The sequence below is a fragment of the Pseudoalteromonas sp. SG45-1 genome (assembly GCF_014164135.1).
GTDB classification, from domain to species: Bacteria; Pseudomonadota; Gammaproteobacteria; order Enterobacterales; family Alteromonadaceae; genus Pseudoalteromonas; species Pseudoalteromonas distincta.
This window is the reverse complement of sequence record NZ_JACJEP010000005.1, coordinates 33,722-46,575: the sequence shown is the minus strand read 5'-3', so window position 1 is coordinate 46,575 and position 12,854 is coordinate 33,722. Positions and strand designations below refer to the sequence as shown.

Annotated in this window: 13 protein-coding genes; 2 read left to right on the top strand and 11 right to left on the bottom strand. The window is 39.5% G+C overall.

Translation table 11 applies throughout. The annotated features are described in order from the left end of the window. Position 1: 1 nt before the first annotated feature. On the bottom strand, positions 2-841 hold the full coding sequence (locus tag H5117_RS06305; RefSeq protein WP_182736705.1) for a DUF417 family protein: 840 nt from the start codon (positions 839-841) through the stop codon (positions 2-4). A gap of 285 nt (positions 842-1,126) precedes the next feature. Between H5117_RS06305 and H5117_RS06300 the strand changes: the two genes are divergently transcribed. Together H5117_RS06300 and H5117_RS06295 are read left to right on the top strand one after the other, a co-directional pair. Then, positions 1,127-2,593: a DASS family sodium-coupled anion symporter gene (locus H5117_RS06300; RefSeq protein ID WP_182736703.1), complete on the top strand. Its 1,467-nt coding sequence runs from the start codon at positions 1,127-1,129 to the stop codon at positions 2,591-2,593. 350 nt (positions 2,594-2,943) lie between these two features. After that, the gene (locus H5117_RS06295; RefSeq protein WP_182736693.1) at positions 2,944-3,288 is read left to right on the top strand and encodes an N-acetyltransferase; all 345 of its coding nucleotides are present in this window, start codon (positions 2,944-2,946) and stop codon (positions 3,286-3,288) included. Between the two features lie 2 nt (positions 3,289-3,290). Here H5117_RS06295 and H5117_RS06290 read toward each other — a convergent pair whose 3' ends face one another. The 10 genes from H5117_RS06290 to H5117_RS06250 all read right to left on the bottom strand — a co-directional run bounded on the left by H5117_RS06290 (position 3,291) and on the right by H5117_RS06250 (position 12,715). Next, complete coding sequence (locus tag H5117_RS06290; RefSeq protein WP_004334621.1) at positions 3,291-3,926, bottom strand: trimeric intracellular cation channel family protein; 636 nt, start codon at positions 3,924-3,926, stop codon at positions 3,291-3,293. A 578-nt stretch (positions 3,927-4,504) separates the two neighbouring features. Further along, positions 4,505-4,906, bottom strand: a complete 402-nt coding sequence (locus H5117_RS06285) for a hypothetical protein (protein WP_024595034.1) — start codon at positions 4,904-4,906, stop codon at positions 4,505-4,507. Positions 4,907-5,041: 135 nt separating this feature from the next. Next, positions 5,042-5,389, bottom strand: coding sequence for an RDD family protein (locus tag H5117_RS20660; protein WP_259404265.1), 348 nt, complete (start codon positions 5,387-5,389; stop codon positions 5,042-5,044). After that, entirely contained in the window at positions 5,380-5,634 is a 255-nt protein-coding gene (locus tag H5117_RS20655; protein ID WP_259404264.1) for a hypothetical protein, read from the bottom strand. The genes H5117_RS20660 and H5117_RS20655 overlap by 10 nt, the downstream gene beginning before the upstream one ends. Positions 5,635-5,770: 136 nt before the next feature. After that, positions 5,771-6,505: a DUF5020 family protein gene (locus H5117_RS06275; protein WP_154902967.1), complete on the bottom strand. Its 735-nt coding sequence runs from the start codon at positions 6,503-6,505 to the stop codon at positions 5,771-5,773. Between the two features lie 29 nt (positions 6,506-6,534). Further along, complete coding sequence (locus H5117_RS06270; RefSeq protein ID WP_182736691.1) at positions 6,535-7,911, bottom strand: uracil-xanthine permease family protein; 1,377 nt, start codon at positions 7,909-7,911, stop codon at positions 6,535-6,537. A gap of 74 nt (positions 7,912-7,985) precedes the next feature. Then, positions 7,986-9,053 (bottom strand): BMP family ABC transporter substrate-binding protein, encoded by a 1,068-nt coding sequence (locus tag H5117_RS06265; RefSeq protein WP_182736689.1) that lies wholly within the window; start codon positions 9,051-9,053, stop codon positions 7,986-7,988. A 72-nt stretch (positions 9,054-9,125) separates the two neighbouring features. Continuing rightward, positions 9,126-10,052 (bottom strand): ABC transporter permease, encoded by a 927-nt coding sequence (locus H5117_RS06260; protein ID WP_182736687.1) that lies wholly within the window; start codon positions 10,050-10,052, stop codon positions 9,126-9,128. A 3-nt stretch (positions 10,053-10,055) separates the two neighbouring features. Continuing rightward, positions 10,056-11,159 (bottom strand): ABC transporter permease, encoded by a 1,104-nt coding sequence (locus H5117_RS06255; protein WP_182736685.1) that lies wholly within the window; start codon positions 11,157-11,159, stop codon positions 10,056-10,058. After that, positions 11,156-12,715 carry an ABC transporter ATP-binding protein gene (locus H5117_RS06250; RefSeq protein ID WP_182736683.1) on the bottom strand — a complete coding sequence of 520 codons (1,560 nt, stop codon included), beginning with the start codon at positions 12,713-12,715 and terminating at the stop codon, positions 11,156-11,158. Before H5117_RS06250 ends, H5117_RS06255 begins: the two co-directional genes overlap by 4 nt. Between the last annotated feature and the right edge of the window lie 139 nt (positions 12,716-12,854).

Below are 12,854 nucleotides of genomic sequence, written 5' to 3'. Positions count from 1 at the left end.
ATTATTTAGTCGGTTTAAAAATCATTAAAAAAGCAATAACAACAAGGTTGGCTATATACCAAAGATCTTTAATTACAAACTGCCCTAAGCGCTCCAATAAAGTGGAAGAACTAAATGCACCGGTTGCGGTAATTAAAAATGTTTGGGTCATCATAAATACGCTTAAACACGCTAAGCCACTTACAATAATTAGCTTTTTATTATTTAAAAATAGCCCTAAGCCCAATAACACAGCAAATAATACATCAAACCCGCCAATTATGTTAGACGCGCCTTGTACGCTAAATACCGTGTATAACCACGACATAAACGGTGAGGTTTCTACTAAACTTACAATGCCTTTTGCTTCAAACTCATAAAACTTCATGCCGCCAATCCACAACAAAACCATTGCAACCGGTATAAAATTTAAAAGTACGTGTTGTTTGTCGGTAAGTTTGTCTTTATAAAATAAAAACAAATATAAAGGCACTACAGCAAAGTATTTAATTATGCCCTGCCCGCTACCAATGATTGGAAAGCCGCCTAGTTGCACCATCCAACGGTTGCTGGCAAATAAGGTAAGTAATGCAACCAAACTTATAATTGCTGCAAGTAAAAGTGCTGGCGTAGGTTTCATTAGTTTAAAACGAGCGAGCACGGTGGCAAATGCTAAAGCGATCATAAATGAGCCACTAATTAAACCTAACGCAGATACAGACATTAGCGAATCAACGCCGTAAAAACTAAACGTAGCCGTTAACGTATTAGGGTTTGCCCCTAACGCAAACGATAAGCCAAGTAACAAAAAGCTACTCGCTAATAAAAAAGTAATCACGTTGTTGGTTAGTTTTAAGTTCATTGTATTTCCAAGTATTCGTTGAGGTTTACAAAGACCTTACGAACCTATAAAACAATTCAAGTTAACTCTTAAATAATAAGAGTTGATTAAGCACAACGTAAGCTCTCATCGGGTAACTTAATCAATCACTTTAGTTTATAGTTTATTTCCTCTTTATTAATAAAATTAAATAAGTTTAATTTTCATATGATGTGCGTCATCTTTTTTATTATTAAATGAAGTAGAATAACGTTGCCTTTTCAATACACTGAATGCATGCATTTCTAAAACTTAGGGACATTTTTAATGAAAGGTAGTGATATTCGAGTTACCTCTGGACTGATTTCTATAGCCATTGTTTTATTACTTTGGTTTGCTGTACCGCCTCCGCAAGGTGTTAACGAAAACGCATGGCATTTGCTCGCTTTATTTATTGGTACTGTAGTTGCCATTATTGGTAAAGCAATGCCTATCGGCGCCATTGCTATTTTAGCTATTACCTCTGTTGCATTAACGGGCGTAACTAATGACAGCCCATCTGGTGCTATTAAAGATGCATTAAGTGGCTTTTCTAACTCATTAATTTGGCTGATTGGTATTGCTATTATTATTTCTCGGGGTTTAGCTAAAACCGGTTTAGGTAATCGTATTGGCTATAATTTTATTTCTTTTTTTGGTAAAAAAACTATTGGTATTGGCTATGCACTCGCGCTGTCTGAACTTGTTATAGCGCCTGTGACGCCAAGTAATACCGCGCGAGGCGGCGCTATTATTCACCCAATTATGAAGTCGATAGCAACAAGCTTTGGCTCGTCTCCTGAGGAAGGCACATCTCGTAAAATTGGGCACTACCTTGCTTTAGTGAGCTACCATATAAACCCTATTACATCAGCTATGTTTATTACAGCGACTGCGCCAAACCCTCTAATTGTAAAGCTGATTGCTGATGCTACTGGTGCAAATATTAGTATTACTTGGAGTACATGGGCGCTCGCAGCGCTTGTTCCTGGTTTGCTATGTATTGCCCTTGTGCCTTTGGTTGTTTATGCCATTTACCCACCTGAAGTTAAAAGTACGCCCGACGCTAAAACCTACGCAGAATCTAAATTAACTGAAATGGGCCCAATGAGTTATGGCGAAAAAATAATGGTGGGAGTTTTTGCCATGCTGCTTGTTTTATGGGCCGGCGTACCTGCAATGATTTTAGGGGCTGACTACGCAGTTAATACAACCGCAGTGGCTTTTTTAGGTTTGTCGGTTTTATTAGTGACTGGTGTATTAAGCTGGGACGATGTACTTAAAGAAAAGTCAGCGTGGGATACCGTTGTTTGGTTTTCTGCATTAGTAATGATGGCCACTTTTTTAAATAAACTAGGTTTGGTAACGTGGTTTTCAACACTTGTTGAGAGCAACATTGCGCAACTGGGCTTTGACTGGATTGTATCGGCTATTATATTGGTAGCTGTGTATTTTTATGCTCATTACTTTTTTGCCAGTACCACAGCACATATTACTGCTATGTTTGCCGCATTTTACGCCGCAGGTTTAGCGCTTGGCGCTCCGCCTTTATTTTTAGGTTTACTGTTAGCTGGCGCTTCATCACTCATGATGTCGTTAACGCATTACGCAACAGGCACATCACCCATAGTGTTTGGCTCAGGCTATGTATCGTTAAAAGACTGGTGGGTAATGGGCCTTATAATGAGCGTTATTAATTTAAGTGTATGGGGAATTATTGGCGGGCTTTGGTGGAAAACACTTGGGTATTGGTAGTCTTGCCTTTGTTAGTTTGGCTTGCACATTTAATACTGCGCACTTATTTTAGTTCGTTCTACAAATATAAATATTGAGGCTGTTGCAAGGGAGCACTATGGTTTTTAAATTCATAAAGGCAGCATATTCAGACCGAGACTACTTATTAAGCCTCAGAAAACTGACTATGGTAGAACACTTAGAAAATGCCGGGTTATTTTTAATACCAATTCGCTTAATTAAGTGATCTATTTTGAGGCTGGAAAAACGTGTTGATAGCTAGGCAAAAAATTCGCTATTTAGTTGTTCTAAATGAGCATTTTTTAACGCAGCTAGCGACACGTTTAGCCCCGCAAAATGATTAAGTATTATTGCGGATTGGTATAACTAAGCAACAGCATGTTTTAAGGCTTAATGATCAATATGACTGCTCCCATCTTATAGTTATAAATGAGGTACCAATTGGTACTTTAAAATACCAAACACACGCTCAATACGTTGAAATAATGCAATTACAAATACATCCATTGCACCAAAATAAAGGGTATGGGAAAGCGGTTATTGAACAAGTTATTACAAATGCGCAGTCAAAACCCATTAAACTCACCGTGCTTAAAAACAACCCAGCATTAGGACTTTATAAGCGGCTGGGTTTTACTATAACGGATGAGGATAATTACGAGTACCATATGCAAACACGGGCTATTCGTAGCTAAAATTAGTCGCTTTGATCTCTGAAGTCTTTTTTTCTGAAAATAGTTAAATGCCAACCCCAATGCAAAGAGCCTAATCTTAAAAAGATAGTCGTGAAAAATGAGCCTAAAATACACCAAATGTAATCTACATTAAGGCTAAATAAAGCAGCATAAACTGCGCCACCCGCTAAACACGCAGAGGCGTATGGTTCGCTGCGCATAACAGTTGGTACCTCACGGCAAATTACGTCACGTATTAAACCACCAAATATACCTGTAGTGATACCCATGGTAATTGCGACCACCATACCAGAGCCATTAATGAGTGCTTTTTCTATCCCCATAATATTAAATAACGCCATACCAACAGCGTCTACCAATAAAAAGTAGTAATTATTAACGCGCGGTAAATATCGAATAAATGCAATTGTTGCTATAACGGCCCCATAGGTTGAATATAAATACTCTGGGGTAGCAATCCAAAATACTGGTTTGTTTAAAAGTATATCTCTGAGGGTACCGCCCCCTAGTGCAGTAACGGTTGCAACCACTACGACGCCAAAGCCACTAATGTTTTTTTCATACCCAAGCAATGCCCCTGCAACAGCAAAAAATGCAACACCGAGTAACCCTAGTACCATAAAGTATTCAGCAGTCATGGTAATTCCTTTTTAAAGTTTATTAGGAGCTGTATCAACTTACGTGCCAAAAAACTGAGTGAACATAAATAAACCAACAATTTAAGTGACTGAAATTTATAAGCTTATTTAATTTATTAAAAAACGTTAGCTATGTGATATTTAGTGAAGGATTAACAAGAGTAATTATTTTAATTATGGGTAGTTTTTACACGTTAAAGTACAGAGGGATTTTGTTACAGAGTTGCAGTCGAGCACTTTTAAATTTTAAGCAAAAATTAAATGAACAATAAAGCTATTACCAATATTACAAAAATAATAGGCAATATTGCATGTTGCCAGTTTTGTTCTTTATTTTGATTATAGAGTGTTTGCATTGAGCTTTTATCATTATTGGTAAAACTATGCTGGCACTGCATACAGTTTTGGGCTTTTATGCTCACCCAAGTACCACATTTAATACATGCGTAACACCTCGACAGTTTATCAAACTCGTTTGTGTTCCTAAATATTCTCATTTATCACCTCATTGATTTTCGCCGCAGTAAGAAACCCAATGAATAATATATGCTCTTTAAATTCATTGTTACTTCTTTACTTTATTCAATAATTTTTACATTTGGAATGTTTTGTAAAAGGTAGGATTTTAAAGATTCAAACGCATCTTTATTGAAAATAAACTCAGTTGTTTTACCATCAACTTGATTATACGGTAGTGCAAATACACCGTGCCTCTTAGTTTTGTCGATGACAACTTTGTTAATATCGTTAATATTAAACACTTGCTTATAAACGTATAATATTTGCCCCTCAACGCGTACAGCCTTTAACGGGCTTTGCTCAACATTACGCGAACGAATAAACACAAAATATAAAATAACGGGAAATAAAAACAGGTTAAGCGCTTGCAAACTAAAAGGCTTATCTATCAATACAATATATGTTGAGTAACAAATTAAAGAGGCCGCTAGTGCTAAAATTAGTTGTGTGTTGTTTTTCATAATCATCCTTGGTTACTAGTCAAAAAAATCGGTAAGGTTTTTTAATTATATTACCAATTTAGTGAAATACGCCATTTTGTAACTTTTGCTAATCAAACTTAAATCCTGGCAAAGCTGCCATAATTAATATCCTGATTAATCTACATAACTCACTTTTGTTCCCGCTAAATGATCATGTAAACATCGTTTATCTTTTCCAAATATAAATAATGGATTAACAAAACCAGCTATAAACTGACCTACCGAAGGGACAAGTGATAGTAGTTGCATACAAAGCATGCGTTTAAAGTAAATTGTAGTAAAGCTTGCTTGTGTACCATCTAAATTTTCAATACGGATAGACATTAAAGATTTACCAATTGTTTGTCCGCGTTGGTACATGAGGTAACCATGAAGCACTAACGTGCTTAATATGCCATAACCTAGCAAACCTGCAGATAAAGTAAGTGTTGGTTGGCTTAAATTATCAAACCCTACGAGCATGAATACAGGTATAAAACAACACCTAAAACGCCATCAACAATAGCAGCCACTAGCCTATCTGAGCGCGTTGCTTTTTCTCCTGCTACTTTTGATACAATATTTTCAGATGGGCTCTGTGCTTCTCGCGTTTTAATTAAGTCGTCTATTTCTTTTGCTCGATCTGGGTAGGCTTCGCGATCTATAGCTCTCGCTGATGAGTAAAGCTCATCTAAAGTGTAGGTAGAAAAATCTATTTCAGAGTCCATGAAAAAATCCATATAGCGTTATTAAAAAGTAATCTAACACAACTAATTTAAGCTATTCAATTATTTAAGATTATCAAATAAAAAAGCTACTAAAAAGTAGCCTTTAATTATTAATTAAATACCATTCAATTTGCTGTTAAAAATGCCATTTAACTAGCAAGTTTGGATTATGTTCGGTTTGACCATCTACACCAAATTTATTTTTCCAATAAACATACTCAATACCCACATCAAGGCGGCCTGTATCTAAGCCGAGCATAGGGGCAATATTGTATTTAATCTGCGAGGTAAAGTTAAAGCCACCTTCACTTTTACCAAACATTGTGTCGGTGCTATCTACAATATCTAAAAAGCCATCGTATCTAAAGTTACCTTTGTTGTAGCCCCACGTGACTGTTATTTGGTTATTATCTTCACGTTGAATACCTATATCATCTTGAAAACGACGATAATAAGCCACATTAAAATATTGAAAGCCAGGTACATCAAGTGATACACCGCCCCCTAATAAATAGTTATTTTGATCCGTATCTCCCGAGCCATACTCTGTTTGTAGGCCTAAAAACACCTCTTTAACAAAGCTATTTTGTGGCTTGTAAAGAGTAGGGTTTATGTTTAGCTCACCGTACACTTCATCGGGATTACTTAGCCTATCCATAAAGAAGAACGTACTGCCCCATGTATGTCCCGATGCATGCTCTATAGTAACAACACTTCTATCATCTTCCTCCCCTGAAAATGGCTCTAGGTAGTCGGCTCCTGTCATTGCGGTAATACTAAAATCAGACCAAAGCTCTTTAGCCGATACACCTGTAGAGCACATTGCAATTGCAGTTACTAATGCTAATTTTTTTATTGTTTTGATTTTCATTGTTAATCCCTTTTATGATTTTTATTAGTTTAGTTAAGATGATCCGTACTTGCTGAGTAATTTTCTGGTAGTACCAACGTCATTATTATTGCGGTGATACCCGACACCGTCACTGCGCTACCAAATATGGCAGTAACTAACTTAGGTGCGTTTGCAAACAACTCCGGTACAAAACTAACACCTAGCCCGAGCCCCAAACTCACCGCAATAATAAGTAAACTTCTGCGATTTATTTTTTCGCTGGCGAGTATTTTGACCCCAGCGGCTGCTACGGTGCCAAACATTACAAGCGTTGCACCGCCCAAAACAGGTTTAGGTATATTTTGTAATACAGCGCCAATCACAGGAAACAAACCAAGAATGATTAAAATACTGCCTATCCACAGGCCAATATATCTGCTGGCAACTCCAGTTAGCTGAATAACGCCGTTGTTCTGACTAAAAGTAGTATTAGGAAAAGTGTTAAATAAGGCGGCAATCATCGAGTTAACGCCATCACCTAAAATACCGCCGCGAATACGTGCTAAGTAACTAGGTCCTCTAACAGGTAATTTAGAAACCGCACAATTGGCAGTAATATCGCCTGTCGATTCAATTGCAGTAATAAGGTATAAAAAACCAAAGGCTATGAGTGCACCAAAATCAACATTAAAGCCGTATTTAAAAGGCAGTGGGATAGCAATTAGGTCAAATTCACCTAATTTAAAATTAGCGATACCTAATACAAATGCGAGTAACCAGCCAGATATCATTGCAACTACCACAGCCGTTAGCCTCACCCATTGGTTTTTACTTGCATTAAGCAGCACCACTAAAGCAACAACCGAAAAACCAACAATTAAGTTGCTCGTTGAAGCAAATTTTTCAGGCATATTAGTAAGTAGCCATTGCCCGCCACCTATATCAGTCATGCCTACTTTAATTAGGTAAATACCAATAGTAGTGATGACCACTCCAGTAACTACTGGCTTAATTATTTTGCCTAATTTACTAATAAAAAAACTAATAAATACTTCAACAAAAGCGGCCAAAAAGCACACTGCAAATATAGTGGCAAGGACCTCGTCGTTATTGCCTCCGGTGGCTTTAACGGTAAAGCCTGTTGCTAAAATAGTCCCTAAAAAGGCAAAGCTTGTACCTTGCACACATATTAATCCTGAACCCACAGGGCCAACACGCCGCGCTTGTATAACCGTGCCCACACCAGATACAAATAATGCCATACTAATTAAATAAGGTATTTCAGCAGCTAAACCAAGCACACCACCAATAATAAGCGTGGGTGTAATAATACCTACAAAGCTTGCGAGTACGTGCTGTAGTGCGGCAAAAAATGATTCAGTTACGCCTGGTTTGTCATCAACTGCATATATAATATCGTCAGACGAGCTTGTATTTGTTGACATATAAACCTCTACGTTTTGCGAGTTAGCCACTGTATTTGTCTAAGTGATTAACTCATTGTTATTGCGTTAACGGCTTATTTAAGCTGCCCTTCAACGCCCTCAACATAAAAATCCATACCCAACAACGTTTTGTCGTCTATTGTTTTACCCGCATCAATAATCAGCTCACCTTGCTGATTTTTTATAGGGCCAGTAAATGGATGAAATTCACCTTTACCAATTTTCTCTGAAATAGCATTTACTTCACTCACTACATCACTTGGAATGTCTTTACTTAGCGGCGCTAAGCGAGTCATCCCTGAGCCTATCCCTTTCCATATATCTTGTGATTGCCATTTATCGTCAAGTACTTGCTGTACGCGATCTGCATAAAATTCATCCCAGTGATGAACCGCTGCCGTTAAGTGTGCTTTTTTACCGTATCCGCTCATATCTGAGTGGTAGCCAATAGCGTAAATACCAGCGGCTTGCGCTGCTTGCAGTGGTGCAGGCGAATCAGTATGTTGAGTAATAATATCAACGCCTTGATCTATTAGGCTATCGGCAGCTTCGCGCTCTTTACCCGGATCAAACCAGCTATTAACCCACACTACTTTTACTTTTGCATTAGGCTTTACTGAGCGCAAGCCAAGCGTAAATGCATTTATACCGCGTATTACCTCCGGAATAGGAAACGCAGCAATATAACCAATACTGTCGGTTTTACTCATGTGCCCTGCAATAACACCTGTTAGGTAGCGTCCTTCGTAAATGCGATCAAAGTAAGTGCTTACGTTTTTTGCGCGTTTATAGCCTGTGGCATGCTCAAACTTTACATTAGGAAATCGTTTAGCCACTTTAAGTGTTGGGTTCATGTAGCCAAACGACGTGGTAAATATTAAATCGTGCCCGCTTTTAGCCAGTTGCGTAATAACACGCTCTGCATCCGCTCCTTCTGGTACGCTTTCGACAAAAGTAGTTTCTATTTTGTCGCCAAACTTTTCTTCTAGGTAGTGGCGGCTAGAGTCATGTGTATAAGTCCAACCGGCCTCACCTATGGGGCTTACATATACAAAGCCAACTTTTACGCTATCTTTTGCAATAGCAGATGCGCTTATGCCTAAGCTCAATGCAACCCCGAGTGCTGTTATAAGTTTTTTCATTGTTATTCTCCGTGTTATATTTTTAATATCCTGTTGTAGCAGGTGATTTGCCATATTGATTTTGTAATTAATTTAATGACCCTTGTGCCAAGGCTTACCTAGCCACATGGGTTCGTACATTTTTAACTTTTGTTTATTTTTACTGAGCATAATCAGTACGATAAGCGTTGCACCATAAGGCAACATGGCCAGTAAGTTAGACTCCACAGCCCACCCAAAAGCCTGTGCCACTAAGTGCATAATGCTGGCAAAGCCAAATAAATAAGCGCCAAGCATTACGCGCTCAATACGCCAGCTTGCAAACACCACTAAAGCAAGAGCTATCCAACCTCGCCCTGCCGTCATGTTTTGAGTCCAAAGTGGTGTATAAGCCAACGACAAATATGCGCCCGCAATGCCAGCCAGTGCGCCGCCAAACATAACGGCCAAATAACGTGTACGCATTACAGGTAATCCTAAGTTATTGCCCACACTTGGGTTTTCGCCAATAGCTCGTACTGCAAGCCCTGTTCTGTGGTATTTAAAAAACAAATACGCACCAAGCACTAAACCCCAACTTAAATACACAATGGCGTCTTGCGAAAATAGCGCTTTGCCTAAAACCGGAATATGCTCAAACCCTGCAATTGCTAAAGTAGGTAACGCGTTAATGGTTTTTCCCTCATAGTCGGCCCCTAAAAATGCCGAAAGGCCTGTACCAAAAATAGTCAGCGCCAAACCTGCCGCTACTTGGCTAGCATTTAAATTAAGTGCTACAAAAGCAAAAATAAGTGAGGCCATAACCCCAACCAAAGCTGCTACCGTAAGACCAATAAATAGGTTGTCGCATTGGTACATAGTTATAAACCCTGCCACAGCGCCTAAAAGCATCATGCCTTCTTGCCCTAAATTTAAGGTGCCGCTTTTTTCGCATACCATTTCACCCAGCGCCACCAGCAATAAGGGAGTGCCTGTACGAATAGTGGCGTATAAAATATTAGTAATTACATCTAATTCCATGATTTAAGACTCCTGTGCAATATGTATTGGCTGCGCTTTTTGTTGTTTAAATGGCAGCGAAAATTTAAGGCGATAAGTAATAAGCACATCGCACGAGAGTAAATAAAACAGCATTAACCCCTGAAAAATACCGGTTATAGCGTTAGGTAATCCCATGTTAATTTGCGCAAGCTCACCTCCCATATAAATAAGCCCCATTAATAAACCCGCAAACGTAATTCCTACTGGGTGGAGTCGCCCTAAAAAAGCAACAATAATGGCGGCATAGCCATAACCGGGTGATATTTGCGGAACCATCTGCCCAATAGGCCCAGCTACTTCGCCCGCTCCAGCAAGCCCCGCCAAGCCCCCGCTAATAACTAGCACTCCGGCAATTAATAATGCTCGCTTGTAACCCGCCATTTTGGCCGCGGATGCATCAAGCCCAAGTACTTGTATTTGAAAGCCTATAAAGGTTTTACTAATAAAAACCCATGTGGCGCATAGCGCCAATAACGCAAACGCCAGGCCTAAGTGCAATCGAGTACCGTCGAATAAAACAGGCAATAACGTGCTATCGCCAAACAATGCACTTTCAGGAAAGTTATAACCGTGAGGATCTTTGAGTGGCCCATGAACAGCCCACAGCAATACATTTACTGCTATGTAGTTGAGCATTATGGTGACTAAAATTTCATTGGTGTTTAAACGCAGCTTCATAAAAGCAGCAAGCCCCGCCCACAACATGCCACCAGCAATACCAGCGAATAATGTAAGTGGCATTGCAAAAGCACTTGTTGAGTCAACAAAGTTAACGGCTACAGCACTTGCACATACACCACCAATAAGCAGTTGCCCTTCTGCGCCTATATTCCAAACCGATGCTCTATAACAAAGCGCTAAGCCATAGGCGCATAGCAAAATAGGAATGGTCATTACAAGTAGCTCTGTTACACCATACCAATCGGCAACAGGTGCTATAAGCAATGTATACAGGGCATTTAGAGGATCATGCCCTAATAAGGCAAACACCACGTAACCGGTTATTAATGTGAGTAAAATAGCTAAAACAGGAGAGAGATAGCTCCACGCTGGTGAGCGTTCAACACGTGGTTCTAACTTAATCATACGAGTGCCCCTTGTGGTGTGTGTACTTTAGGCTGGTTCTTAAAAACATCGCTAAAGTCGCCAGCCATCCACTGCCCTAACTGCACAAGCGGTACGGTATCGGTATTTAAAATAGGAGACAGTTTGCCATCACAAATTGCGCCAATGCGGTCGCAAATTTTATAAAGTTCGTCTAAATCTTCTGAAATAACGAGTACCGCACACCCTTCGTCGCGAAGCTTTAAAATAGCTTCATGTATCGCCACCTGTGCACCTATATCTACACCCCAAGTAGGGTGCGACATAACGAGTAGTTTTGGACTTTGCTCTACCTCGCGACCAATAATAAATTTTTGTAAATTACCACCTGAAAGGCTAGCTGCATGAGTGCGAAAACTTGGCGTTTTAACCTTGTATTTTGTAATGATTTTATTAGCAAGCTCAGTAATTTTTTGTTTTACTAAAAAGCCATTTTTAACTAGTCCACTATCAAAACTAGTAAGCAATGCATTTTGTGCCAAATCCATAGTGGGCACGGCTCCTCGCCCAAGCCTATCCTCTGGCACACATGCAAGCCCAAGGCGGCGCCTTTTTAGCGGGCACAGTGCATCAACTACGGTATTTTTAAATTTAATGGCGCTACTACTAGCTTGAATTTGCTCCCCCGAAAGCACTTTTAATAACTCTTCTTGTCCGTTGCCAGCAACACCCGCAATCCCCACTATTTCGCCTTGCTGTACTGCAAAGTTAATGTTTTTAAGGGGTGTTTCAAATAATGCTTGTGCGGCGGTGGTTAGATTATTAACGGTTAAAAAATCCGCAGTACCCAAAGCTCTGCGAGTTTGGTTACTAATTGGCGTGTTGTCGCCTACCATCAGCCTAGCAATTGACTCACTAGTTTCGTTTTTAGGAATACAATGCCCGCTTACTTTCCCGCCTCTCAAAATGGTCGCACTGTCACATAGCTCAATCACTTCGTGCAGTTTATGGCTGATAAACAGCACAGAGCAGCCTTCTTTTTTAAGTGACTTTAGGGTTTTAAATAATGCATCGACTTCTTGTGGAGTCAGTACTGAAGTGGGTTCGTCTAAAATAAGTAACTGAATATCTAATAATAAGCATCTAACAATTTCTACTCGTTGGCGCTCGCCAGTTGAAAGTGTTGATACCAGTCTATGGGGGTCTAATGGCATACCATAACGTGTTGATGTTTTCGTAATTCGACCCGCAAGCGTGCTGCTATGCCCTGCTAAATCACCTAACGCTAGTTCAATATTTTGGGCGACCGTAAGTGTTTCAAATAACGAAAAATGCTGAAACACCATTCCAATGCCTAAATCACGCGCATCAGCAGGCTCTTTTATATTCATTATACGGCCGTTGAAAAACATGTCCCCTTGGTCAGGTTTAACCACACCATAAAGCATTTTCATTAATGTGCTTTTACCTGCACCGTTTTCACCTAATAAGGCATGCACTTCACCATGCTTAATTTTTAAGGTTACGTCATTATTGGCTATACATCCGGGATACTGCTTTGTCATTCCCTGCATAGTAAGGCGGTATTTATTATTCATTATTAGGGCCTATTTGTACTTAATGAGCAATTTAGCATACTCAAAACATCAACTGACCAACCGGTCAACAATGGCATGGTAACTGCAATATACTTACCAAGATGAAAAAGTATTTTTCTTACCCGTGCGCAAACAACAA